This window comes from Pseudomonas sp. S1_G07 (assembly GCF_054668565.1).
In genome coordinates this window covers 163,857-186,824 of the sequence record NZ_CP162778.1, presented here as the reverse complement: position 1 = coordinate 186,824, position 22,968 = coordinate 163,857, and the positions used below count along the sequence as shown (strand labels likewise).

Below are 22,968 nucleotides of genomic sequence, written 5' to 3'. Positions count from 1 at the left end.
AACGTGTATTCAGTCTCAAGCCAAGATTAACCGTATGGGGAAGTCAGATGTCCGAGCCTTTAGCGCTGACAAACAAAATAGGCCGTCCGAAAGATCAAACCAAACGCAGAGCCATTCTTGAGGCTGCCAAGGAACTCTTTCTACGCAAGGGGTATGAAGGCAGCAGCATGGACGCCATCGCTGCCGAGGCGGGGGTGTCCAAATTGACGGTCTACAGCCACTACTGTGACAAGGCGACGCTGTTCTCGGCGGCAATCACCGCCAAGTGCGAAGAGCAGTTGCCTGAGCGGTTGTTCGAGTTTTCACCGCAAGCGAGCATTGAAAGCGTGCTGCTGAAAATCGGCGGGCATTATCACGAGCTGATCAGCAGCCGCGAAGCGGTGCAGTTGCAACGCATCGTGGTGTCCATGGCGACCCAGGAGCCCATGCTCGCCCGCATGTTCTATGAGGCGGGCGCACAGCACATGCTCAACGAGATGAGCCGTTTACTGGCGCTGGCCACCCTCACTGGGCGATTACGCGTCGACGACCCGCAGAAAGCCGCCGAACGCTTCTTTTGTCTACTCAAAGGCGGGGAGTATTTCCGTGTCCTGATTGGTTTTTGCGCACCGATGGTCGGTGAGGAAGCTCGCCAGCATGTCAGGGACGTGGTGGCGCTCTTCATGCACATCCACCAACCTGTGGCGGGCGTGGCAGAGGTGCCCAAGGCCTTGATCGCGTCGGGTTAAGGTTGTGGAACAAGGCCGGTTCGCCGTTACAATCCGCGACCAGCCTTGGAGCCGTCATGAACTCGTTGCCCATAGATTCCATTTTGCCAGCTCTGCGCGATGCTCTGAATACCCGTGATAACGCCGTACTTGAAGCGCCGCCAGGGGCGGGTAAAACCACCCGTGTCCCCCTTGCACTGCTCAATGAGCCCTGGCTGGCCGGGCAAACCATCCTGATGCTCGAGCCCCGGCGCCTGGCCGCGCGTGCCGCCGCGGAACGGCTGGCCCACGAGTTGGGGGAAAAGGTCGGTGAAACCGTCGGCTATCGCATCCGCCTCGACAGCAAAGTCGGCCCCCGCACGCGTATCGAAGTGGTCACCGAAGGCATCCTCACCCGCCGGCTGCAGGACGACCCGGCGCTGGAGGGCGTGGGGTTGCTGATCTTCGACGAATTTCACGAGCGCAGCCTCGACGCCGATCTGGCGCTGGCCCTGAGCCTGAACGGCCGCGACCTGTTTCGTGATGAGCAACCGCTGAAAATCCTGCTGATGTCCGCCACCCTCGAAGGCGAGCGCCTGGCCAGCCTGCTGGACGACGCGCCGATTCTGCGCAGCGAGGGGCGCATGTTCCCGGTGCAGATGCGCTGGGGGCGGCCATATCAGCCGGGCGAATTTATCGAGCCACGGGTGGTGCAGACCGTCCTCGAAGCCCTGCAGGATGAAACCGGCAGCGTGCTGGTGTTCTTGCCGGGGCAGGCGGAGATTCGCCGGGTCCACCAGCAACTGGCCGATGCCCTGGGGGATCGCCCGGATGTGCTGCTGTGCCCGCTGCATGGCGAGCTGGACCTCAATGCCCAGCGCGCCGCCATTGACCCGGCACCGGCCGGCAAACGCAAAGTGGTGCTGGCCACCAACATCGCCGAGACCAGCCTGACCATCAACGGCGTGCGCGTGGTGATCGACGCCGGGTTGGCGCGGGTGCCGCGCTTTGATCCCGGCAGCGGCATGACCCGCCTCGACACCCAGCGCATCTCCCGGGCCAGCGCCACCCAGCGCGCCGGTCGGGCAGGGCGGTTGGAGCCGGGGGTGTGTTATCGGTTGTGGTCCGAGGACCAGCATGAAGGCTTGGCCGCGTATGGCAGTGCGGAAATCCTCGCGGCCGACCTGGCTGGCCTGGCCTTGCAGCTGGCGCGCTGGGGCGTCACGCCCGCGCAGTTGGTGTGGCTGGATGTGCCGCCCACCGCCGCGTACGCCCAGGCCCAGGATTTGCTGATGCGCCTGGGCGCCTTGAATGAAGACACGCTCACACCCCACGGCCAGAAGATGGCCGAGCTGCCGGCTCACCCGCGCATAGCCCATCTGCTGTTGCGCGGGCAGGATCTGGGGCTGGCGGCGATGGCCTGTGATGTCGCCGCGTTATTGGGGGAGCGCGATATTTTGCGCGGCGGCGGTGCGGACTTGCACAGTCGCCTGGCGCTGTTGTCCGGTGAAGAGCGTGCGCGTGGCGCCCAAGGTGGCGTGCAGCGGGCCAAGCAACTGGCGCGGCAATATCGCGGTTACTTAAGGGGCCAGGCCACGCAAGCCGTGGCCGATGCCGAGCATCCACGTTGGCTCGGCGCCTTGCTTGCGCTGGCCTACCCGGACCGCGTTGCCCAGCAACGTCGCCCCGGCGGTGCCGAATACCGCCTGGCCAACGGTCGCGCCGCGCTGTTCGCCGAAGCCGACAGCCTGATGAAACAACCTTGGCTGGTGATCGCCGACCTCGGCAGCCGCCAGGGCCAGCGTGAAGAGCGCATCTATTTGGCGGCGGAGTTCGACCCGGAGCTGTTCGACACGGTCCTCGCAGAGCAAGTGCGCAACGTCGATCAACTCGACTGGGACGAGCGCGAAGGTGTATTGCGCGCTGAACGCCAGCGCAAGTTCGGCGAGTTGGTGCTCAGCCGCGAACCACTGACGGGCCTTGACGAATCCGCGCGCAGCCAGGCGCTGGTCAACCTGGTGCGCCGCAAAGGCCTGGAGCTGCTGCCCTGGACCCCCGAGCTGCGCCAATGGCAGGCCCGGGTGATGCTGCTGCGCCAGCTGGACGCCGGTAAAACCAGCGAGTGGCCCGACGTCAGCGACAAGGCCTTGCTTGCCAGCCTGGAGCACTGGCTGATGCCCTACCTGGGCAAAGTCTCGCGCCTGAGTCATTTCGCCAACCTGGATATTTCCAGCTACCTGCACAACCTGTTGCCCTGGCCGCTGCCCCAGCGCCTGGACGAATGGGCGCCGCAGCATGTGAAGGTGCCGTCTGGCTCATCGGTGCGTTTGGACTACAGCGAACAGCCGCCGATCCTGGCGGTGCGCTTGCAGGAATTGTTCGGCCTGGCGGACACCCCACGCATTGCCGGCGGGCGCCAGGTGGTGAAACTGCATCTGCTGTCCCCGGCGCGGCGGCCGGTGCAGGTGACCCAGGACCTGGCGAACTTCTGGCGCAGTACCTATGCCGAAGTGAAGAAGGATTTGAAGGGGCGCTACCCCAAGCATTACTGGCCGGATGATCCGCTGATAGCAGAGCCAACCGCGCGGATCAAACCCCGAAAATAAGCGTGGCAGAGATTCAAATGTGGGAGGGGGCAAGCCCGCTTCCACATTGGTTGTGTGGTGCCTGCTATTGCGCGGCCGGCAGCAGGAAGCGGGCAATCACCGGCAGATGGTTTGAGATACGCAGCGTATCCTCCTGGCGCACCTTGGCCTCCAGCCGCTTGATCCGCGAGCTGTAAAACAGGTAGTCGAGGGTGCGATCCGGGCCATCCAGGCTCGGGTCATTGGGGAAGTACGTCAGCCATTTTTCGCGATCGATACCACTGGACTGGCTGTTGCTCGGGATCATCGGGTATTTGTCCCACAGCAAGTGCAGCTCGCTGTCTGGCGAATACTGCCCGCGCTTGTCGGCATCCAAGCGCAGGAATTGCCCCAGGGGCAGCAGGTTGAAGTCGCCGCCGATCAGCCAGGGCGTGCCACGGCCTTCGAACTTGTCGAGCCACTTCAGCGTGGCTTGCACCTGCTCGCGCACCGCGCTGCGCCCCGGTGCGTCGCCGTCCAGGCGGGTGTTCAGCACGGCCAGTTGGCCGCCGTCGCTCAACGGCAGGTACGTCAGCAGTAACGCGGGTTTGGGTTGAAATTGGCGGCTGATGATATTCGCGTCCGGTGCCGGCAATTGCAGGCGCTCGGCGTGTTCGATCTGGTAACGGCTGAGGGTCGCCAGCTTGCGGCCGACGCTGCCGAAGATGTGCCGGTCCGGGACGAAGTCGGCTTTCCAGTCGAAGGTCTGGGCGCTGCAGGGGTACAGGTCGACCAGCCGCTCCTGGAGCAGGGCGAGTTGGTCCTGGTAGTGCGAGGGCTTGGCGTTTTCGTCGAGTTCCTGCAACAGCAGGATGTCGGGCTGTTCGTCACGAATCACCCGCGCCACTTCGTCGAGGCTGACGGCCATGTCTTCCACGGTGGGGCGCTCGTCCGGGCCGCTGCCGTCGGCGGTGTCATACCAGAACACGTAGTTCTTGCCGGCCAGGTATTGCACGTTCCAGCTCATGACTTTGAGCGCCTGGCCGGGCAGCAGGGTCGGCGCACGCGGGGCGACGCAGCTCACCGGCAAGGTTTCCTTGGCGCCGGGGCGCCAGGTCAGGCTGTAGATCAGTGCCGCCAACAGGCCCGCGAGAATCAGCAGGGCCAGCAAGGTGATGCGCAATAAACGGGTCATCGGCTCGGCTTATAGCGTTTCATTTCAGGAATGGCAGGGAGCATATCACCGCACGTCGCCGTCGCCAGCGATCAGCATGAATAAACGGAACAACACCACGCTGGTGAACAGTTGCAGGAAGCTGTGGACGCTGTCCATCAACAGCCCCAGCAATGGCGCCGGGTTGGGATAGGCCGCCACGCTGGCGCCCTTGAGCAGCCACAGTGGCGTCATCACGCAGAGCAGGCACACCAGGATTCGCCAGAAATGCCCACGGGTCAGGCGAAAACTTTCCTTCATCGCCTCCAGCGCCGGCAGGCCGCGCAGCACCAGCAAGTACTCGGCGAACGCCAGCACTACCATCAGCCACAGGCCCGGCAGGAAATACAGCGACAACCCCAGCAGGATCAACAGGGTGCTCATGGCCGTCAGCAGGGCGAAGCGTGGCCACAGGGTCAAGGCCATGGCCCATACGTCCTGGATGCGCGGCGACTCGCCACGGGTGCGGGCGTCGAGGAACAGGATCAGGGCGCCGGTGTACAGCGGGTACACCAGCAACCCCACCACCACGCTGTAACCGGGGAAGGCATCCGCGCCGAGCGTGTGGTCGAGTACCTGCTGCAGCAAGGCTTCGAGGATCACCAGGGGCAGACACAGCTGGACGATGGCACCCAGGTTGCGCTGGGTAAAACGGAAAGAGTCGCGCAATACGTCTAACGGATTCATCAGGTTCATCGCAGGCCAGGAAGCAAGGGCGACACTTTAACCGATCAGGGTCACGGGGGCGCAAACGTAAACCTTGAGTAAAGACCATTGAAACAACTGGTAACAGCCCCATAACTAGCACGCACCTGGCCTGATCACAGGCAGGACCCTGATTTTTACCGGCAATCTAACGAGGTCGCCATGAACAGCGAAGAGCAAACCCTGATCGATGGACTGTTTTCACGGTTGCAGCAAGCCGAAACGGACTCAGCCCCCCGCGACGCCCAGGCCGAAGCGCGGATCAAGGAGCACATGACTCGCCAGCCCGCCGCCGGGTACTACATGACCCAGTCGATCCTGGTGCAGGAACACGCGCTCAAGAGCCTCGACGCGCAGAACAAGCAGCAGGCGCAGCAGATCCAGCAATTGCAGGATGAGCTGCAACAGGCCAAGGCCGCGCCACCACCAGCGGCCAGCAGCGGTGGGTTCCTGTCGAGTATCTTTGGCGGCGGCTCCCGCGACTCGCAGCCGGCGCAGAGCGCGCCGAGCAACACGGGCGGCGGCTGGCGTGAACCGGCGCGGCCGTCGTTTAACCAGCCGGCGCCGCAACAGAACTATCAACAACCGCCGCAACAGCCTGCCGCCGCCGCGCCAATCGGCAGCGGCTTCCTGGGCGGTGCGATGAAAACCGCCGCTGGCGTGGCCGGGGGGGTGTTGCTGGCCGAAGGCATCAGCAGCCTGTTCCATCACAACCAGCAACCACAGGTGGTGGAGGAAATCATCGAGCAACCGGCACCGGCCAGTGACCAAGGCGGCTGGGGCAATGACGACCAGAAGTTCGCCGGCAACGACAACTGGGGCGGCAACAACTCGGACAGCTTCGCCGACAGCGACTATTCCGACGATTCCTCTTCCTTTGGCGACGACGATTCCTTCGTCTGACACCTCCACGCCCGGGGCGCTTCGTCGCTCCGGGCTGATTTTTCCCGGAAACGTTGCCGTGGCTGGCATACTGGCGCCTTTGCGGACCTTTGCGTCCGGCGTCCAAGTGGCTGTCATGGGGAAGTGCGGTGAAGAAAATTGCGGTGTTCGCCGATGTACAAAACCTCTACTACACCGTGCGCCAAGCCTATGGCTGCCACTTCAATTACGCCGCCTTGTGGGCTGACATCAGTGCCCGTGGGCAGATCGTCGAGGCCTATGCCTATGCCATCGACCGTGGCGACAGCAAGCAGCAACAGTTCCAGCAGATCCTGCGCAACCTGGGCTTTACGGTAAAACTCAAACCGTACATCCAGCGCAGCGACGGCTCGGCCAAGGGCGACTGGGACGTGGGCATCACCCTCGACATCATGGACGCCGCCGACCACGTCGACGAAGTGGTGCTGGCTTCCGGTGATGGTGATTTCGACATGCTGCTCGAACGCATCATCCACAAGCATGGCGTCGAAGCCGTGGCCTATGGCGTGCCGGGGCTGACGGCCAACTCACTGATACGCGCCGCCAGCCGCTATGTGCCGATCGAAGGCGCGTTGCTGCTCAAATAAGCGCTGCGGCTCAATACATTGTCAGACGGAGTAGGAACAGGTTTGGAACGTATAGCGGTCATCGACTTTGAAACCACCGGCATCACCCCGAGCAGCCACTGCCGGGCCACGGAAATTGCCGTGGTCATCCTTGAGCGTGGCCAGATCGTCGACCGCTACCAGAGCCTGATGAACGCAGGCGTCAGAGTGCCGGGCTTTATCGAACAACTCACCGGCATCAGCAACGCCATGCTGCGCAGCGCGCCACCGGCCGAGCGGGTGATGAACGAGGTCAACGAATTCGTCGGCACCACGCCGCTGATGGCGCACAACGCCGCGTTCGACCAGAAGTTCTGGGACTACGAACTGGGCCTGATCCGCCGCACCCGCCTGCAGAAATTCGCCTGCTCCCTGCTGCTGGCGCGCCGCCTGATGCCGGCGGCGCCCAACCACAAACTCGGCACCCTCAACAGCTACGCCCAGTTGCCCCACACCGGCCAGGCTCACCGGGCGCTGGCGGATGCGGAAATGGCCGCCAACCTCACGGCGCACCTGGCCCGGGAACTGCGCCAGACCCATGGCTTGCGCGAGTTGTCCCATGATTTGCTGTGCACCTTGCAGAAAGTGCCGGCGGCGAAGATCCATGAGCATCTGAAGAAGCATCGCGGGTTCTGAGCGTTCGGCACTCCCCAAAACACGGAAGATCCAAATGTGGGAGCGGGCTTGCTCGCGAAAGCGCAGTGTCAGTCAATACATATATAGCTGACCCACCGCATTCGCGAGCAAGCCCGCTCCCACATGGGTTATGCGTCGTTCATCGCGGCTGTGCGCAGCCCAACGCCTGGTCCACCACAACCTTTGCCATCTCCACCCGCTGCTGCACGTTCATCGCTGCAAAGAAAAGGTCGCTGACTAAATGAGAACCGAGATCAGCGAAAGGTCATTCGTCATGCAGTTCAAGCTGCAAGTGGCTCAAGCCCTGTGTAGGAGCGAGCTTGCTCGCGAAAGGCCCGAGAGCGCCGCGGGCATTCAGGATGCCTGCGTTATTGTTGACGTTTTTCGCGAGCAAGCTCGCTCGCGGGATCAGCCACCCTTCTTCCCATTACCCTCCAACTGCCCCAACGGCACCCGCCTTTCTATCGCGCTCGACAGGATGATCGAGGTCTTGCTGAACCCGAACTTCGCAATCCGATTGATCAAGTTCTCCAGCTCAGGCATTGAGCCCACGGCCGCTTGCATGATCACGCAGGGGTCGCCTGTTACCCGGTGGCATTCGGTCAGTTCGGGGATTTCAGCCAGGGCGTCGTAGGTCTTCTGGCTGCCATGGTTGGTCAGTCGCAGTTCGATCACACATTGGATCGGCAACCCCACTTTCGACATATCCACCTTGGCCTGATACCCGGTGATTACCCCGCTGGCTTCCAGCTTGGCCACGCGCTCAGCCACGGCGGGGGCGGAGAGATTCACCGTACGGGCCAGTTGCGCGTAGGACGCGCGGCCGTCTTCGAGCAGGGCCCTGAGGAGCATGCGGTCGTATTTGTCCATGATAAGGCTCTCATCGCGCGTGGCTTTCGAAAGCATGGTTTATAGCCCTCACAACCCTGTTTTGAAAAGTGTATGGGCGGTTTAAACAGGTTTTGTAACTTATGTTTATCGGCCTGCCTTTTTAGAATAAGCCTCCCATCTCCTGCCATAGAGCCGTCCAATGCCTGGCCCACGTCGCTTTCCCTTACCGTTGATCGCCGCTTTTTTTGCGTTGTATGTGATCTGGGGTTCCACTTACCTGGTGATTCGTATTGGCGTGGAATACTGGCCACCGCTGTTGCTGGCGGGGATTCGGTTCTGTACGGCGGGTGCGTTGATGTATGGCTACCTCAGGTGGCGCGGCGTGCCGGCGCCGACCTGGGCGCAATGGAAGGCGGCCGGGATGATCGGCATTTTGCTGCTCACCTTCGGCAATGGCGGCGTCACGTTGGCCGAGCATGCGGGCGTGTCGTCCGGCGTGGCCGCGCTGGCGGTGGCGACGGTGCCGTTGTTCACTTTGCTGTGCGGGTATTTCTGGGGCGCGCGCAATACGCGGCTGGAATGGGCCGGGGTGATCCTGGGGATTGTCGGCATCGCCATGCTTAACATGGGCAGCACCTTGCAATCGAGCCCGATGGGCGCGGCGTTGCTGTTGTTCGCGGCGGCATCGTGGGCATTCGGGTCCGTGTGGAGTCGGCAGTTGTCGCTGCCCCAGGGCGCGATGGCCAGCGCTGCGGAGATGCTGGTGGCAGGCGTGACATTGTTGATCGGCAGCGCGCTGTCCGGTGAGCACCTGCAGGCCATGCCGCCGCTGGAGGGTTGGCTGGCGTTGGCCTACCTGACGGTGTTCGGCTCGATCATCGCCTTCAATGCCTACATGTACCTGCTCAAGCATGTGCGCCCTGCGGCTGCGACCAGCTATGCCTACGTCAACCCGGCCGTTGCAGTGTTGCTGGGGATTGTGTTCATCGGCGAGACCATCGGTTTGGAAGAGGCCCTGGCCATGCTGGTGATCATCAGCGCCGTGCTGTTGATCAGCCTGCCCCAGTGGCGAAAGCCCAAGCCGGAAATAAGGTAAACTGCGGCGCAATTGCGACTTGCGCTGAATTTTTCCTACGGTAAACACATGACTTTCGCCACCCTTGGCCTGATCGAACCCTTGCTGCGCGCCCTTGAGACGCTTGGCTACCAGACCCCGACGCCGGTGCAGGCGCAAGCCATTCCGGCGGTGCTGGCCGGTCGTGACCTGATGGCCGCGGCCCAGACCGGCACCGGCAAGACCGCCGGCTTCGCCTTGCCACTGCTGCAACTGCTGACGATGGAAGGGCCGAAGGTCGCCGCCAACTCGGCGCGCGCGCTGATCCTGTGCCCGACCCGCGAGCTGGCCGAGCAAGTGCATGCCAGCGTTGCTGAGTATGCCCAGAACCTGCCGTTGACCACTTACGCGGTGTACGGCGGCGTGAGCATCAACCCGCAAATGATGAAGCTGCGCAAAGGCGTCGACATCCTCGTCGCCACGCCTGGTCGCCTGATCGACCTGTTCCGCCAGAACGCGCTGAAGCTCAACCAACTGCAAACCCTGGTGCTGGATGAAGCCGACCGCATGCTCGACCTGGGCTTCTCCGAAGAGCTTGCCAATATCTACCGCATGCTGCCGAAAAAGCGCCAGACCCTGCTGTTCTCCGCAACGTTCTCCGATGACATCCGCCTGCTCGCCGGGCAGATGCTCAACGACCCGCTGAGCATCGAAGTCAGCCCGCGCAACGTCGCCGCCAATACCGTCAAGCAGTGGGTGGTGCCGGTGGACAAGAAGCGCAAGGCGGAGCTGTTTGTGCACCTGATGCGCAAAGGCCGCTGGAAGCAGGTGCTGGTGTTCGCCAAGACCCGTAACGGCGTGGATGCGCTGGTGGATAAGTTGCAGGGCCTGGGCATCAACGCCGACGGCATCCATGGCGACAAACCCCAGGCCACCCGCCAGCGTGCGCTGGATCGCTTCAAGGCCAGCGATGTGCAGATCCTGGTGGCCACCGACGTGGCCGCCCGTGGTCTGGATATCGAAGACTTGCCGCTGGTGGTCAACTTCGACCTGCCGATCGTCGCCGAAGACTACATCCACCGCATCGGCCGTACCGGCCGGGCGGGCAACACCGGTGAGGCGATTTCCCTGGTGTGTGCCGATGAAGTGAACATGCTGTCGGCCATCGAGATGCTCACCCGCCAGACCCTGACCCGCAAAATGGAGCAGGACTTCGAGCCGGAACACCGCGTGCCGGACACCGACGCCAGCGGGCAGGTGGTGAAGAAGCCGAAAAAACCGAAGAAGCCTAAAACCTCCGGTGGTGGTGGCAAGCGTAACCTGGGCAAGTGGGTGGAGAGCGGCGATGTGGCGCCGGTTGAACCATCGATCAAACCGGTGCGCAAGGTGCCGGTGTTTAATACTGGGCCGCGTAAGAAGAAGTGAGGCAGCTGCAAGCTGCAAGCTACAAGTGGGCACCGTGGTGCTTTTACTTGCCGCTTTAAGCTTGCCGCTTGTGGCTGCTTCCAAGCCACTCCAGCATCCCCCGCCCAGCCGCCCGCCCACTGGCAAAACATCCGGTCAGTAGATACCCGCCGGTCGGCGCCTCCCAATCGAGCATCTCTCCGGCACAGAACACGCCTGGCAATTGCTTGAGCATCAAGCGCTCATCCAGCGCCTCAAACGGCACCCCGCCGGCGGTGCTGATCGCTTCGTCAATGGGTCGTGTTTTCACCAGCGTTAATGGCAGTGCCTTGATATCCACGGCCAACTGCGCCGGATCATGGAAGTGCTCAGCCGGCGTCAGTTCGCGTAACAACGCGGCTTTGACCCCATCCAACCCCAGCTGACTGTGCAGGTGCTTGCTCATCGAGCGCGAGCCACGTGGCTTGGCCAAGGCGGCCTGGACCTTGTCCAGCGGTTTGCCTGGCAGCAGGTCGATATGCACGGTGGCCGAGCCGTCGCGGTTGATTGCCTCACGAATCGGCGCCGACAGTGCATAGATCAGGCTGCCTTCGATACCGGTGGCGGTGACCACGCATTCGCCGAGCCGTGGTTTATCGTCCGCCAGCCCAATGGCGACATTTTTCAACGGCGCGCCGGCGAATTTACTGACCATCAATTCACTCCAGGCCGACACCTCGAAGCCGCAGTTGCTCGGTTGCAAGCGAACGTAAGGCACGCCTCGGTCTTCCAGCAGTTTGAGCCAGGCACCGTCGGAACCCAGGCGCGACCAACTGCCACCGCCCAGGGCGAGCAGCACGGCGTCGCTGTGGACAACTTTCTCACTGTCCGGGCTGTGGATAAGTAAGCCGCCCTCGGCATTCCAGCCGGTCCACCGATGCCGGGTGTGGATAACCACGCCCTGATCACGCAGGCGCTTGAGCCAGGCGCGTAGCAGCGGTGCGGCTTTCATATCGGTAGGAAACACGCGGCCGGAGGTGCCGACAAAGGTCTGGATGCCCAAACCATGGATCCATTCACACAACGCCTGGGCACCAAACCCACGCAGCAACGGCGCCATTTGTGGCGCGCGCTCGGCGTAGCGTGAGAGAAAGGCCGGGTACGCCTCGGAGTGGGTGATGTTCATACCGCCCACGCCGGCCAGCAGAAACTTGCGCCCCACCGATGGCATGCCGTCGTACAGGTCCACGCGCACCCCGGCCTGGCTCAAGACTTCGGCGGCCATCAGCCCGGCTGGGCCGCCGCCGATAATGGTGACGTGATGAGGTGCGGTGTGAGGCATGGCAGGGCTACAGGGGCTGTGAATAAGCCGAGCATTCTACCGGACGGCGCGTCGGCTGCCTGATCAAAAAACGTACACTTTCCTACAGGCCTTGCAGTGGCTTGCTCTCAGACGCTTACGCTCAACTTATCCACAGGCCGTTCCACAGCCATTGTGGGTAACGCTCACAACTCAATGACACCCTGATGACGTCCACACCTTTTGCGCACTGTGGTGCAGGATGCCGTGGCGACGGGCCAGGGCCAGGCGGTCCTTGCTGTAGCCGCCGCCGATCACGCCCATCACTGGAATGTCGCGGCCCAGGCAATGGCGCATCACGCTTTCATCGCGGGCGGCCAGGCCTTCGTCTGTCAGCTTGAGGTAACCGAGGGCGTCGTCTTTATGCACGTCGACCCCGGCGTCGTACAGCACCAGGTCGGGTTGGTACAGCGGCAGCAGGTAGTTGAGGGCGTCGTCCACCACCTTGAGGTAATCGGCATCGCCCATGCCCATGGGCAGCGGGATGTCCCAGTCGCTGTGGGCCTTGCGCGCCGGGAAGTTCTTTTCGCAGTGCAGCGACACGGTGATCGCCTCCGGCGTGTCGTTGAGGATGCGCGCGGTGCCGTCGCCCTGGTGCACGTCGCAGTCAAAGATCAACACGCGATTGACCCGGCCGCTGGCCAGCAGGTAATGGCTGATCACTGCCAGGTCGTTGAAGATGCAAAAGCCCGCCGGGTAATCGTAGTGGGCATGGTGGGTGCCGCCTGCCAGGTGGCAGGCCAGGCCGTGTTCCAACGCTTGCTCCGCGGCCAGGATCGAGCCGCCGACCGCGCGCACGGTGCGCCGGGCCAGGTCTTCGCTCCAGGGCAGGCCCAGGCGCCGTTGGTCTTCGCGGGACAACGCGCCGCTCATATAGCGTTCGATATACCCAGGTTCATGAGCCAGGGCCAGAATGTCGGCAGGGCACAGCGACGGGCGCAGCAATTGGCTGTCCTCGGTCAGGCCGCTGTCCACCAGGTGGTCGCGCAACAGGCGGAACTTGTCCATGGGGAACCGATGGTCCGCCGGGAATTCGGGGCTGTAGTCTTCGTGGTAGATCAATGGCAAAGGCATGGGATTTTCTGACGGGAACCTGCGAAGGATCTTAACAGCGCTGTACACTCACGCACATGGCAAGGGAGGGGCCCCATGGAGCCGATACTGCAATTGGAAAGTGCACGCCTGGTGCTGCGCCAATGGCGCGATGCCGACCTGCTGGCGTTTGCGCGCATGTGCGTCGACCCGCAGGTGATGCGCTATTTTCCGGCCAGGTTGAGCCACCTGGAGAGCGCTGCCTTGATTGGCCGGATTCGCGGGCACTTCGCCGAATATGGTTTCGGCTTTTGGGCCTTGCAACGCAAGGACACCGGCGAATTCATCGGCCTCACCGGGCTGCAGAATGTCAGCTTTGAAACCGGCTTTACCCCGGCGGTGGAGATCGGCTGGCGTCTGGCCCGCGAACACTGGGGCCTGGGCTATGCCAGCGAAGCGGCCTGGACCGCGCTGCGCTGTGGTTTCGACCGCTTGCAGCTGGATGAAATCGTCGCGTTCACCACGCAAACCAATCTGCCCTCACAAAAAGTCATGCAGGCCATCGGGATGCATTACGATCCGCTGGCAGATTTTGAACACCCCAAGGTCGCTGCCGATAACGCGCTGCGCCATCATGTTTTGTACCGCATCACCCGCGCCCAATGGTTGGACACGCTGCATGGATAAGCAGGCGGTCATGCTCAATAGACCCCTTGTAGGAGCGAGCGTGCTCGTGAAGAACGCAAAAGCGCCGCGATACACCAGAAGCGTTGCGTTATCGTTCGCGACCTTCGCGAGCAAGCTCGCTCCTACAGATAGCTACCGTTTTGCTCTGAGGAGAGTTTGAATGAGCCAAGTATTGGAAGATCTGGTGGACTTGCTGACCCTGGAACCGATCGAGGAGAACCTCTTTCGCGGCCGCAGCCAGGACCTGGGTTTTCGCCAACTGTTCGGCGGCCAAGTGCTCGGCCAGTCGCTGTCGGCCGCCAGCCAGACCGTCGAAGAAGCGCGGCACGTGCATTCGCTGCACGGTTATTTCCTGCGCCCCGGCGATGCGGCATTGCCGGTGGTGTACTCGGTGGACCGCGTGCGCGATGGCGGCAGTTTCAGCACGCGCCGCGTCACGGCGATCCAGAAGGGCCACCCGATCTTCACCTGCAGCGCCTCGTTCCAGTATGACGAAGAAGGCTTCGAGCACCAGGCCACCATGCCCGTGGTGGTCGGCCCGGAAAACCTGCCGTCGGAGCTGGAACTGACTCAACAGCGCGCGCACCTGATCCCCGAGCACATGCGCGACAAGCTGCTGTGCCCCAAGCCCATCCAAGTGCGCCCGGTCACCGAAAAAGACCCGTTCAACCCGCAGCCGTCCGACCCGGTCAAGTACGTGTGGTTTCGTGCCGACGGCGCTCTGGCCGATACGCCGGCACTGCATAAATACCTGCTGGCCTACGCCTCGGACTTCGGCCTGCTGACCACCTCGCTGCTGCCCCATGGCAAGACCGTGTGGCAGAAAGACATGCAGGTCGCCAGCCTCGACCACGCGTTGTGGTTCCACGCAGACCTGCGTGCCGATGACTGGTTGCTGTACGCGATGGACAGCCCGTGGGCCGGCAACTCGCGGGGTTTCTCGCGCGGCAGCGTGTTCAACCGCGCCGGGCAACTGGTGGCCTCGGTGACCCAGGAAGGTTTGATTCGCCATCGCAAGGATTGGGCATGAGCCTGAGCGAGGTGAAACACTGGGTGTTCGACATGGACGGCACCCTCACGGTGGCCGTGCATGACTTTGCGGCCATTCGCGTGGCGCTCGAGATTGCGCCCGAGGACGACATCCTCACTCACCTCGCGGCCTTGCCCGCCGAGGTGGCGGCGGCCAAGCATGCCTGGCTGCTCGAACATGAGCGCGAATTGGCGCTGGGTTCTGTGGCGGCCGAGGGGGCGGTGGAACTGGTGCGCGAGTTGGCCGCGCGTGGTTATCGCCTGGGCATCCTGACCCGCAATGCGCGGGAGCTGGCGCATGTCACGCTGGAGGCGATTGGCCTGGCGGACTGCTTTGCCGTCGAGGATGTATTGGGGCGTGATGATGCGCCGCCCAAGCCGGATCCGGGTGGGCTGTTGAAGCTGGCGGCGGCTTGGGAGGTCGCGCCGAGCGAGATGGTGATGGTCGGCGATTACCGCTTTGACCTCGATTGCGGCCGGGCGGCGGGGGCCCGGACGGTGCTGGTTAACTTGCCGGAGAACCCCTGGCCGGACTTGGCGGATTGGCATGCCAAGGATTGCGTGGCGCTGCGCCGGATGATCTAGCGCAGACACTGCTGGTCAACGGTGGGTGTGAGTGGTTACTGCGCGAACAGTACTTTTTGCCCCTCTGGCGACGTAAACATCCCATCCCCGTTATGCCCCACCCCCGGTACTTGCACCACTGTCTGGCGCAGCTGCGGATGGCGCTGCCTGAGGTAGTCAAAATAGTTGTGCCCGCGAATCAGGCGATACGCGCCCTGGGCCTCGGCCGCGCAGCTTTTATCCAGCGCGGGGTGGTTCGGGTCGGTGTCCTGCTGGCCCAGCAGGTAGGTGATGTCGCGTGACACGTAGGCCTGCTCCAGTTGCTCGGCGTCTTTACCTTCGGCGTAGGCCGGCAGGTGTTGCATGCCGTACTTCCAGTCGTTGAAGCCGGGGCAACTGGCTACATCGAATTTCACCGGGCGCTGCGGGCTGAAATAGGCGTAGGACGACGGGTTGGCCACTACGTAACGCAGGCGGATACCTTCGGTGCGTAGGGTGGGGTGGTCGTGGCCGGTGAGGGCGAAACGCTGCACCACTTGGCCGCCGCCGGAATGGCCGGCGACGACGATCTCTTTCAGCGCCGGGAACAGTGTGCGGTTGCCCAGGTGCTGGATGATCTGGTCGAGGGCGCCGTAGGAGCTGACCTGGCCAGGCCCCGTGGACGGCGCGCCGGCCATCCAGTCGTTGCCTTTCCAGCGCAGGACCTGGTCGTCCAGGTGATTGCGCTTTACGTCAGATGCATTCAAAAACTGCGGTGCGATCACCAGCGTGCTGGTGCCAACGCCGGCGTGCTCTGCGGCGTCGATACCACTTTGCAGGTAGGTCTGCGCATTGCGCAGGCGACCATGCACGATGACCAGCGCGCGGGTGATGCCCGGCAACGGCTGGCGCCAGTCCTGGCTCATGCCCAGGCTGAGCTCGCCGGCCTCCAACTGAAAACGAGCAGGGCTGACCACCTTGACGCCATGCTCGGTGGCCCACGTGGGCAATGCGACGAACAACAGGCCCAGCAGTAATCCCGACGGTTTATTCATCTACAGGCTCTTGGCGGAGAAGGTGTCGCATTGAGTGATCTGGCCCTGGGCAAAGCCGGTCTTGAACCAGCGCACCCGCTGTGCGGAGGTGCCGTGGGTAAACGAGTCCGGCACCACACGGCCTTGGCCCTGCTGCTGCAAACGGTCATCGCCAATGGCGTTGGCCGCGTTCAGCGCTTCTTCAATATCGCCGGGTTCCAGCCAGTTCAGGCGCTTTTGCGCGCGGTTGGCCCACACGCCGGCAAAGCAGTCGGCCTGCAGTTCCTGGCGCACCAGCAGGCCGCCATCGCCTTGCATTGGCCGGCCCTGTTGGCGCGCGGCCTGGAGCTTCGACGAGATGCCCAGCAGCGTCTGCACGTGGTGCCCGACTTCGTGGGCGATCACATAGGCCTGGGCGAAGTCGCCGGCGGCCTGGAAGCGTTGGGACATTTCCCGGAAGAAATCCAGGTCCAGGTACACCTGCTGATCCGCCGGGCAGTAGAACGGGCCGCTGGCCGAGGTGGCGCCACCGCAGGCGGAATTGACCCGGCCACGGAACAGAATCAGTTTCGGGTTCTGGTACGCCAGGCCGTTTTCCTGGAATACCTGGGCCCAGGTGTCTTCGGTATCGCCCAGTACCGCACGGACAAAATCGGCTTGCTCATCGTTGGCCGGCGGCGCCTGGTGCGACTGCGTGCTGACTGAAGGCGCCTGCTCCATCTGGCCGGTCAACTGGCCGAGGATCTGCATCGGGTCCTGGCCGGTGAGCCAGCCGATGCCGACGATCAGCACAATCGCCGTAAGGCTCAGGCCTTTGCCGCCACCAAAGCGCATGCCGCCACCGCCGCCGCCACTGTCATCGCGCGCGTCCACCACGTTGTCGCTGCGTCGGCCTTTTTTCCATAGCATGGGGGCAATCCTCTCGATGAACGGTCCTGCATAGATGTGAGTTGAGTATGGCCGGTATCAGCGGCAATACCCTTCGCCGGTGGCTACGACCAGGCAGTCTTTTTTATCCGCCAGCCACTTCAGGCCGGTGGCTTTACCGTCGCCGGCACGCAGCACTTGCGGGCCGTCCGGGCGGGTGAAGGCGATGCCGTCTTCAAAGGCTGCGCCCTTGAAGGTGCCCGAGTCTTCGGCGTCAAGGCCGTATTGCATGGTGAGGATGTAGTGGCCACGGCCGACCACGTTATCCTTGGCGATGGTCAGGTGCAGGCCCTCTACGCCAACCCATTTGCCAATCCATGTATCGGTGGGCGGGGTTTCTGGCACCAGGGTGGCCTGCACGGAGGCCGGCTTAGGTTTTGGCGCCTCCTTGGTCTCCTGGTTACAGGCGGTGAGCAGGGCGAGGGCAGAAAGAACGAAGAAGATTTTTTTCATAGCGGCAAAGCCTTGATTAAAAAGTGTGCAACGCCGAGGCGAATGTGCAGCGTTGGACTCGATTGCGGTGATTTAGTGCGCTGTCCGCCCGGTGTTTGGTTATGCTCTTGGGGCAGACGCAGGCCTGGGCTGTCAGATTACCGGGTTGAGTGCCACCGCGCAGGGTTCCGCCCGCCACGCAAGAGAATTCCATGACTGTCAGTACCCCGCTTTCCGGCGTCAACCATCCGTTCAAAGGCATCCTGCTGATCGTACTGGCCACCTTCCTGTTCTCCAGCCACGACGCCTTGTCCAAATACCTGGCCGGGTTCTATCCGATCGTGATGGTGGTGTGGGTGCGGTACCTGGTGCACACCTTGCTGATGGCCGGGATCTTCCTGCCGCAATCGGGTCTGCATGTGCTGCGCAGCAAGCGGCCGGGGATGCAGGCGGTGCGGGCCTTGTGCCTGTTGGGTACCAGCCTGTTTTTCACCACGGCCTTGCACTACATCCCGCTGGCGGAAGCCACGGCGGTAAACTTTCTTGCGCCGATCCTGGTGACGGCGTTGTCGGTGCCGCTGCTGGGGGAACACGTGACACGCGGCCAATGGCTGGCGGTGATCTGCGGGTTTATCGGCGTGCTGGTGATCATCCACCCCGGCGGCGAGCTGTTCACCCCGGCGGTGCTGCTGCCCTTGTGCTCGGCGATGTTCTTCTGCTTTTACCAATTGCTCACGCGCATCCTCAGCCAGTACGACAGCCCCACCACCAGCAACTTCTTTGCCGGCCTGTGCAATACCTTGGTGATGAGCGCGCTGGTGCCGTTCTTCTGGCACGTTCCGACGCTGTGGCATGGGGTGATGATGCTGGCGCTGGGCACCTGCGGGATGACCGCGCACTTGATGCTGACCCAGGCGTTCCGCTTTGCGGCGCCGGCCTTGCTGGCGCCGTTCGGCTATTGCCAGATCGTGTTTGCGGGGTTGTTGGGCTGGCTGGTGTTCAGCCATACCCCCGACCTGACCACGCTGGTCGGCATCGTGGTGATCTGCATGAGCGGGTTGGCCGCTGCCTGGCAGCAGCGGCGTCGCTCGGTTACACGTCTACCGTAGGAATCTTGCGCGGTGCCATGAAGTACATCCAGGTCAGCGCAATGAAATACATCGCCGGGATCAGGGTGAACAACACGGTGTAGTTATTGTGGGTCACCGTGAGAATGTGGCCGACGATCTGGGTCATGAACATGCCGCCGACCGCCGCGCACATTCCACCGAAACCGAACACCGTGCTCATCATGTGCTTGGGCGTGTAGTCCATCACCAGGCTCCAGATATTGGCCGTCCAGGCCTGGTGTGCGCCGATGGCCAGGGAAATGGCGAACACGGCGACCCACAGCTGGCTGGAACCGGCCGCCATGATCACGCCGACGATGCAGCAGGCAAACAGCAGCATCGACAGCAGCCGCGCCTTGATCGGGTTCATCCCGCGGCCGATCAGGAACGACGACAGGATGCCTCCACCCACGCTGCCGAAGTCGGCTGTCAGGTAGATGATGATCAGCGGGATGCCCATCTGGGTCACGTTGATGCCCAGGTTGTATTGCTGGTTCAGGAACGGCGGCAGCCAATACAGGTAGAACCAGAACACCGGCGCGGTCAGCGCGTAGGCGATGGCAAACGCCCAGGTGCCGCGCATGCGCAGGATGCGGCTGAACGGTACGCCGGGTTGTTCCGGTTCGACTTGCCGTTGCACGTAGTCCAGTTCGGATTGTTTGACGCTCGGATGGTTTTCCGGGTTGTAGTACTTAAGCCCCCAGAACACCAGCCAGATCGCGCCCAGCGACGCCATGCACAGGAACGCTGCCTGCCAGCCCCACACATGCAGGATCAACGGCAGCAGCATCGGCGTCATCATTGCGCCGACATTGGTGCCGGCGTTGAAGATACCGGTGGCCACCGCGCGTTCACCGGCGGGGAACCACAGGCGTGTGGTCTTGACGCAGGCCGGGTAGTTGGCGGCTTCGGTCAGGCCGAGGATAAAGCGGCAGACCATAAAGCCAACCGCCGAGGTGGCCAGGCCGTGGGCGCCAGTGGCCAGGCTCCACAGCAGTACCGCGCAGAAGAACACACGTTTCACGCCGACGCGGTCGATCAAGCGACCTTGCAGCACAAAGCCGATCGCATAGCCCACTTGGAACCAGAAGTTAATGTTGGCGTAGTCCATCGCCGTCCAACTCATTTCCTTGGCCAGGATCGGTTGCATCACGCCCAGTGCGGCGCGGTCGATGTAGTTGAGGGTGGTGGCGAAAAACACCAGGGCCAACATGCCCCAGCGAGTTTTACCCACGGCCATGGCGCCGCGGATCTTGTCGCCGATGCCGGCGTGCGGGGTGCCAGGGCGCGAGGCCAGGGCGGAGTTTTGCGAAGGCATGTGGATGTACCCGTTTTTTTGAAATTTTTATGGTGTGTTCTGGGTCTTTTTTTGCTGCGGCTGCGAGATCGATGGTGCGCAGTGGCTAAAAAATCGTCAATTCGCCAACCGCCATTGTGTTCGATAATCGCACTAAAAACTAACTGGTTCGTACATTTCAATTGCTGTGAATAATTTAGCGGCGAATAATTTGCGGTAAACAAGACGAGCCTCAAATGCCGGGAGTCGCCCCATGCAACGCTCTATCGCTACCGTTTCCTTGAGCGGAACCCTACCGGAAAAACTCGAAGCCATCGCGGCTGCCGGGTTCGATGGTGTTGAAATCTTCGAAAACGATCTGCTGTATTACGACGGTAGCCCCCGCGAAGTCCGGCAACTGTGTGCCGACCTCGGCATTGCCATCACCCTGTTCCAGCCGTTTCGTGACTTTGAGGGCTGCCGCCGCGACCGCCTGGCGCGCAACCTGGAGCGTGCCGAGCGCAAGTTCGACCTGATGCAGGAACTGGGCACCGACCTGGTGCTGGTGTGCAGCAACGCTTCGGCCGATTGCGTCGGTGATGAACGTATTCTGCTCGATGACCTCAGCCTGCTGGCCGAACGAGCCGGCCGCCGTGGCCTGCGTATTGGCTATGAAGCGCTGGCCTGGGGCAAGCATGTGAACACCTGGCAGCACGTGTGGAACCTGGTGCGCCAGGTCGATCACCCGAGCCTGGGCGTATTGCTCGACAGCTTCCACACCTTGTCGCTCAAGGGCGACCCGAGTGCCATTGCCGAGATCCCCGGCGACAAGATTTTCTTCGTGCAGATGGCCGACGCGCCAATCCTGGCCATGGATGTGCTGGAGTGGAGCCGGCATTTCCGCTGTTTTCCCGGCCAGGGTGAATTTGACCTGGCGGGCTTTCTGGCGCCCATCATCAAGAGCGGCTACACCGGGCCGTTGTCCCTGGAAATCTTCAATGACGGTTTCCGCGCCGCGCCAACCCGGGCCAATGCCGCCGATGGCCTGCGGTCGTTGCTGTACCTGGAAGAGAAAACCCGCCGGCGCCTGGCCCAGGAGCAGCCTGCCGCGCCGCTCGATACCCTCTTCGAGACCCCGACGGCCAGCGAGTACGACGGTATCGAGTTCCTTGAGTTTGCCGTGGATGAAAACCTCGGCGCCAAGCTGACTCACTGGCTGGAGCGCCTGGGCTTCGTCAAGGCCGGGCAGCACCGTTCCAAAAGCGTGAGCCTGCTGCGCCAGGGTGATATCAACCTGATCCTCAATTGTGAACCCTATTCCTTCGCCCATAACTTTTTCGAGGCCCATGGCCCGTCGTTGTGCGCCACGGCGATTCGGGTCAAGGACAGCGCCAAGGCGCTGGAGCGGGCGGTGGCCTACAAGGGCCAGCCTTATCGCGGCCTGGTCGGGCCCAACGAGCTGGAACTGGCAGCGGTGCGCGCGCCGGACGGCAGCCTGATTTACCTGGTGGACCCGAGCGAGGGCGCGCTGTACGACACCGATTTCAACTTGCAACCGGCGAGCGCCTCCCGTGGTGGCCTGCTGCGTATCGACCACATGGCCATGGCCCTGCCGGCCGACAGCCTCGACAGTTGGGTGCTGTTCTACAAGAGCTTGCTGGATTTCGAAGCGGATGACGAAGTTGTGCTGCCGGACCCTTATGGGCTGGTCAAAAGCCGGGCATTGCGCAGCCGTTGCAGCTCGATTCGCCTGCCGCTGAACATCTCCGAGAACCGCAACACGGCGATTTCCCACGCGTTGTCGAGCTATCGCGGCTCGGGTGTGCACCATATTGCCTTCGACTGCGCGGATATTTTCGCCGAAGTCAGCCGGGCCAAGGAGGCCGGCGTACCGCTGCTGGACATCCCGCTCAACTATTACGATGACCTGGCGGCGCGCTTCGATTTTGACGATGAGTTCCTCAGTGAGCTGGCGTACTACAACGTGCTGTACGACCGCGATGCGCAGGGCGGTGAGTTGTTTCATGTGTACACCGAGCCTTTCGAAGGGCGGTTTTTCTTCGAGATCATCCAGCGCAGGAACGGCTATGCCGGCTACGGCGCGGCCAACGTGGCGGTGCGTCTGGCGGCGATGGCCAAGTCCCGTAGCGGCGCGGTGCGCCAGGCACGCTTATAAGGGCTGGCGCGGTGCTTCCTTCGGCGAGCCCCGCAGCCCATAATCAGCGCCTGCATAACACTGGCTGTGAGCGCACCATGACTTCGAGTCCCGAACTCCCCGCGGTGTCAGGCGCACCGCGCAAGAGTCGCAAGAACAACCCGGAAAAGACCCGCGAAAACATTCTGCAGGAAGCCATTGTCGAGTTTGTCCAGCAGGGCCTTTCCGGCGCGCGCGTGGATGCCATCGCCGAGCGTATCCATACCTCCAAGCGCATGATCTATTACTACTTCGGCAGCAAGGAGCAGTTGTACCTCGAGGTGCTGGAGAAGCTCTACGGCGATATTCGCAACACTGAAACGCGCATGAACCTCACCGCCCTGGAACCGCGTGAAGCGATCCGTCGGTTAGTGGAGTTCACCTTTGATCACCACGATCAGAATGTGGATTTCGTGCGGATCGTCAGTATCGAAAATATCCACAACGCCGAGTACGTCAAACGCACCGACACGATCAAGGCGATGAACAGCAAGATCCTCGAAGGGCTGGGCGTAACCTTACGCCGAGGCGCCGAGATGGGGCTGTTCCGTCAAGGCCTGGAGCCGTTGGACGTGCACCTGCTGATCAACTCGTTCAGCTTTTACCGCGTGTCCAACCGCCATACGTTCAGTGAGATCTTTCAGATCGACCTGTCGGATGAGGTGGTTAAACAGCGGCATCGCGAGATGATCTGTGAGTCGGTGTTGCGGTACTTGCAGGCTTGAGTACAGGTCACTCATCACTGCC

The 22,968-nt window shown here is 62.4% G+C and carries 22 protein-coding genes; 13 read left to right on the top strand and 9 right to left on the bottom strand.

Annotation, left to right across the window (positions count from 1 at the left end):
* Positions 1-47: 47 nt before the first annotated feature.
* Positions 48-728: a TetR/AcrR family transcriptional regulator gene (locus AB4O05_RS00810; protein ID WP_460133790.1), complete on the top strand. Its 681-nt coding sequence runs from the start codon at positions 48-50 to the stop codon at positions 726-728.
* A gap of 56 nt (positions 729-784) precedes the next feature.
* Positions 785-3,292, top strand: a complete 2,508-nt coding sequence (hrpB, locus tag AB4O05_RS00805; protein WP_460133791.1) for an ATP-dependent helicase HrpB — start codon at positions 785-787, stop codon at positions 3,290-3,292.
* Positions 3,293-3,356: 64 nt separating this feature from the next.
* Here hrpB and AB4O05_RS00800 read toward each other — a convergent pair whose 3' ends face one another.
* Together AB4O05_RS00800 and AB4O05_RS00795 are read right to left on the bottom strand one after the other, a co-directional pair.
* Positions 3,357-4,445 carry an endonuclease/exonuclease/phosphatase family protein gene (locus AB4O05_RS00800; protein WP_460133792.1) on the bottom strand — a complete coding sequence of 363 codons (1,089 nt, stop codon included), beginning with the start codon at positions 4,443-4,445 and terminating at the stop codon, positions 3,357-3,359.
* Between the two features lie 45 nt (positions 4,446-4,490).
* Entirely contained in the window at positions 4,491-5,150 is a 660-nt protein-coding gene (locus AB4O05_RS00795; RefSeq protein ID WP_460133794.1) for a YciC family protein, read from the bottom strand.
* 180 nt (positions 5,151-5,330) lie between these two features.
* On the opposite strand from AB4O05_RS00795, the gene AB4O05_RS00790 reads away from it, so the two are divergent.
* The 3 genes from AB4O05_RS00790 to AB4O05_RS00780 all read left to right on the top strand — a co-directional run bounded on the left by AB4O05_RS00790 (position 5,331) and on the right by AB4O05_RS00780 (position 7,330).
* On the top strand, positions 5,331-6,071 hold the full coding sequence (locus AB4O05_RS00790) for a DUF2076 domain-containing protein (protein WP_460164826.1): 741 nt from the start codon (positions 5,331-5,333) through the stop codon (positions 6,069-6,071).
* 128 nt (positions 6,072-6,199) lie between these two features.
* A complete protein-coding gene (locus AB4O05_RS00785; protein ID WP_460133795.1) occupies positions 6,200-6,676 on the top strand; it encodes a LabA-like NYN domain-containing protein in 477 nt (158 codons plus the stop codon).
* A gap of 42 nt (positions 6,677-6,718) precedes the next feature.
* Entirely contained in the window at positions 6,719-7,330 is a 612-nt protein-coding gene (locus AB4O05_RS00780) for a 3'-5' exonuclease (protein ID WP_460133798.1), read from the top strand.
* 408 nt (positions 7,331-7,738) lie between these two features.
* On the opposite strand, the gene AB4O05_RS00775 is transcribed toward AB4O05_RS00780, so the two are convergent.
* Complete coding sequence (locus AB4O05_RS00775; RefSeq protein WP_460133799.1) at positions 7,739-8,200, bottom strand: Lrp/AsnC family transcriptional regulator; 462 nt, start codon at positions 8,198-8,200, stop codon at positions 7,739-7,741.
* 160 nt (positions 8,201-8,360) lie between these two features.
* On the opposite strand from AB4O05_RS00775, the gene yedA reads away from it, so the two are divergent.
* Together yedA and AB4O05_RS00765 are read left to right on the top strand one after the other, a co-directional pair.
* Positions 8,361-9,257 (top strand): drug/metabolite exporter YedA, encoded by an 897-nt coding sequence (yedA, locus tag AB4O05_RS00770; protein WP_460133800.1) that lies wholly within the window; start codon positions 8,361-8,363, stop codon positions 9,255-9,257.
* 48 nt (positions 9,258-9,305) lie between these two features.
* Positions 9,306-10,640, top strand: coding sequence for a DEAD/DEAH box helicase (locus tag AB4O05_RS00765; protein WP_460133801.1), 1,335 nt, complete (start codon positions 9,306-9,308; stop codon positions 10,638-10,640).
* 55 nt (positions 10,641-10,695) lie between these two features.
* Here the strand turns inward: AB4O05_RS00765 and AB4O05_RS00760 are convergent, their stop codons facing one another.
* Both AB4O05_RS00760 and AB4O05_RS00755 read right to left on the bottom strand, forming a co-directional pair.
* Positions 10,696-11,940, bottom strand: a complete 1,245-nt coding sequence (locus tag AB4O05_RS00760) for a TIGR03862 family flavoprotein (RefSeq protein WP_460133802.1) — start codon at positions 11,938-11,940, stop codon at positions 10,696-10,698.
* A 171-nt stretch (positions 11,941-12,111) separates the two neighbouring features.
* Positions 12,112-13,032: a histone deacetylase family protein gene (locus tag AB4O05_RS00755; RefSeq protein ID WP_460133804.1), complete on the bottom strand. Its 921-nt coding sequence runs from the start codon at positions 13,030-13,032 to the stop codon at positions 12,112-12,114.
* Between the two features lie 75 nt (positions 13,033-13,107).
* On the opposite strand from AB4O05_RS00755, the gene AB4O05_RS00750 reads away from it, so the two are divergent.
* The 3 genes from AB4O05_RS00750 (at position 13,108) to AB4O05_RS00740 (ending at position 15,291) form a co-directional block, all read left to right on the top strand.
* Positions 13,108-13,677: a GNAT family N-acetyltransferase gene (locus AB4O05_RS00750; protein ID WP_460133805.1), complete on the top strand. Its 570-nt coding sequence runs from the start codon at positions 13,108-13,110 to the stop codon at positions 13,675-13,677.
* 160 nt (positions 13,678-13,837) lie between these two features.
* On the top strand, positions 13,838-14,707 hold the full coding sequence (tesB, locus tag AB4O05_RS00745; RefSeq protein WP_460133806.1) for an acyl-CoA thioesterase II: 870 nt from the start codon (positions 13,838-13,840) through the stop codon (positions 14,705-14,707).
* Positions 14,704-15,291 carry an HAD family hydrolase gene (locus AB4O05_RS00740; RefSeq protein WP_460133809.1) on the top strand — a complete coding sequence of 196 codons (588 nt, stop codon included), beginning with the start codon at positions 14,704-14,706 and terminating at the stop codon, positions 15,289-15,291. Before tesB ends, AB4O05_RS00740 begins: the two co-directional genes overlap by 4 nt.
* A gap of 35 nt (positions 15,292-15,326) precedes the next feature.
* Here AB4O05_RS00740 and AB4O05_RS00735 read toward each other — a convergent pair whose 3' ends face one another.
* The 3 genes from AB4O05_RS00735 to AB4O05_RS00725 are packed head-to-tail and all read right to left on the bottom strand — an operon-like array spanning position 15,327 to position 17,663.
* Complete coding sequence (locus AB4O05_RS00735; protein ID WP_460133811.1) at positions 15,327-16,304, bottom strand: alpha/beta hydrolase; 978 nt, start codon at positions 16,302-16,304, stop codon at positions 15,327-15,329.
* On the bottom strand, positions 16,305-17,192 hold the full coding sequence (ypfJ, locus tag AB4O05_RS00730) for a KPN_02809 family neutral zinc metallopeptidase (RefSeq protein WP_460164825.1): 888 nt from the start codon (positions 17,190-17,192) through the stop codon (positions 16,305-16,307). It abuts the gene before it with no gap.
* A 57-nt stretch (positions 17,193-17,249) separates the two neighbouring features.
* On the bottom strand, positions 17,250-17,663 hold the full coding sequence (locus AB4O05_RS00725; protein ID WP_460133812.1) for a membrane lipoprotein lipid attachment site-containing protein: 414 nt from the start codon (positions 17,661-17,663) through the stop codon (positions 17,250-17,252).
* 191 nt (positions 17,664-17,854) lie between these two features.
* On the opposite strand from AB4O05_RS00725, the gene AB4O05_RS00720 reads away from it, so the two are divergent.
* Positions 17,855-18,751, top strand: a complete 897-nt coding sequence (locus AB4O05_RS00720) for a DMT family transporter (protein WP_460133813.1) — start codon at positions 17,855-17,857, stop codon at positions 18,749-18,751.
* Here AB4O05_RS00720 and AB4O05_RS00715 read toward each other — a convergent pair.
* The gene (locus AB4O05_RS00715) at positions 18,735-20,069 is read right to left on the bottom strand and encodes an MFS transporter (protein ID WP_460133814.1); all 1,335 of its coding nucleotides are present in this window, start codon (positions 20,067-20,069) and stop codon (positions 18,735-18,737) included. The two genes, AB4O05_RS00720 and AB4O05_RS00715, sit on opposite strands and share 17 nt — an antisense overlap.
* A gap of 232 nt (positions 20,070-20,301) precedes the next feature.
* Between AB4O05_RS00715 and quiC the strand changes: the two genes are divergently transcribed.
* Both quiC and AB4O05_RS00705 read left to right on the top strand, forming a co-directional pair.
* Positions 20,302-22,203, top strand: coding sequence for a 3-dehydroshikimate dehydratase QuiC (quiC, locus tag AB4O05_RS00710; protein WP_460133815.1), 1,902 nt, complete (start codon positions 20,302-20,304; stop codon positions 22,201-22,203).
* 77 nt (positions 22,204-22,280) lie between these two features.
* Positions 22,281-22,946 carry a TetR/AcrR family transcriptional regulator gene (locus AB4O05_RS00705; RefSeq protein WP_460133817.1) on the top strand — a complete coding sequence of 222 codons (666 nt, stop codon included), beginning with the start codon at positions 22,281-22,283 and terminating at the stop codon, positions 22,944-22,946.
* Positions 22,947-22,968: the final 22 nt, after the last annotated feature.

Coding starts and splice junctions, on each gene's coding strand:
- AB4O05_RS00810 (WP_460133790.1), top strand. CDS start 48: ATGTCCGAGCCTTTAGCGCTGACAAACAAAATAGGCCGTCCGAAAGAT.
- hrpB (WP_460133791.1), top strand. CDS start 785: ATGAACTCGTTGCCCATAGATTCCATTTTGCCAGCTCTGCGCGATGCT.
- AB4O05_RS00800 (WP_460133792.1), bottom strand. CDS start 4,445: ATGACCCGTTTATTGCGCATCACCTTGCTGGCCCTGCTGATTCTCGCG.
- AB4O05_RS00795 (WP_460133794.1), bottom strand. CDS start 5,150: ATGAATCCGTTAGACGTATTGCGCGACTCTTTCCGTTTTACCCAGCGC.
- AB4O05_RS00790 (WP_460164826.1), top strand. CDS start 5,331: ATGAACAGCGAAGAGCAAACCCTGATCGATGGACTGTTTTCACGGTTG.
- AB4O05_RS00775 (WP_460133799.1), bottom strand. CDS start 8,200: ATGGACAAATACGACCGCATGCTCCTCAGGGCCCTGCTCGAAGACGGC.
- yedA (WP_460133800.1), top strand. CDS start 8,361: ATGCCTGGCCCACGTCGCTTTCCCTTACCGTTGATCGCCGCTTTTTTT.
- AB4O05_RS00765 (WP_460133801.1), top strand. CDS start 9,306: ATGACTTTCGCCACCCTTGGCCTGATCGAACCCTTGCTGCGCGCCCTT.
- AB4O05_RS00760 (WP_460133802.1), bottom strand. CDS start 11,940: ATGCCTCACACCGCACCTCATCACGTCACCATTATCGGCGGCGGCCCA.
- AB4O05_RS00755 (WP_460133804.1), bottom strand. CDS start 13,032: ATGCCTTTGCCATTGATCTACCACGAAGACTACAGCCCCGAATTCCCG.
- AB4O05_RS00750 (WP_460133805.1), top strand. CDS start 13,108: ATGGAGCCGATACTGCAATTGGAAAGTGCACGCCTGGTGCTGCGCCAA.
- tesB (WP_460133806.1), top strand. CDS start 13,838: ATGAGCCAAGTATTGGAAGATCTGGTGGACTTGCTGACCCTGGAACCG.
- AB4O05_RS00740 (WP_460133809.1), top strand. CDS start 14,704: ATGAGCCTGAGCGAGGTGAAACACTGGGTGTTCGACATGGACGGCACC.
- AB4O05_RS00735 (WP_460133811.1), bottom strand. CDS start 16,304: ATGAATAAACCGTCGGGATTACTGCTGGGCCTGTTGTTCGTCGCATTG.
- ypfJ (WP_460164825.1), bottom strand. CDS start 17,192: ATGCTATGGAAAAAAGGCCGACGCAGCGACAACGTGGTGGACGCGCGC.
- AB4O05_RS00725 (WP_460133812.1), bottom strand. CDS start 17,663: ATGAAAAAAATCTTCTTCGTTCTTTCTGCCCTCGCCCTGCTCACCGCC.
- AB4O05_RS00720 (WP_460133813.1), top strand. CDS start 17,855: ATGACTGTCAGTACCCCGCTTTCCGGCGTCAACCATCCGTTCAAAGGC.
- AB4O05_RS00715 (WP_460133814.1), bottom strand. CDS start 20,069: ATGCCTTCGCAAAACTCCGCCCTGGCCTCGCGCCCTGGCACCCCGCAC.
- quiC (WP_460133815.1), top strand. CDS start 20,302: ATGCAACGCTCTATCGCTACCGTTTCCTTGAGCGGAACCCTACCGGAA.
- AB4O05_RS00705 (WP_460133817.1), top strand. CDS start 22,281: ATGACTTCGAGTCCCGAACTCCCCGCGGTGTCAGGCGCACCGCGCAAG.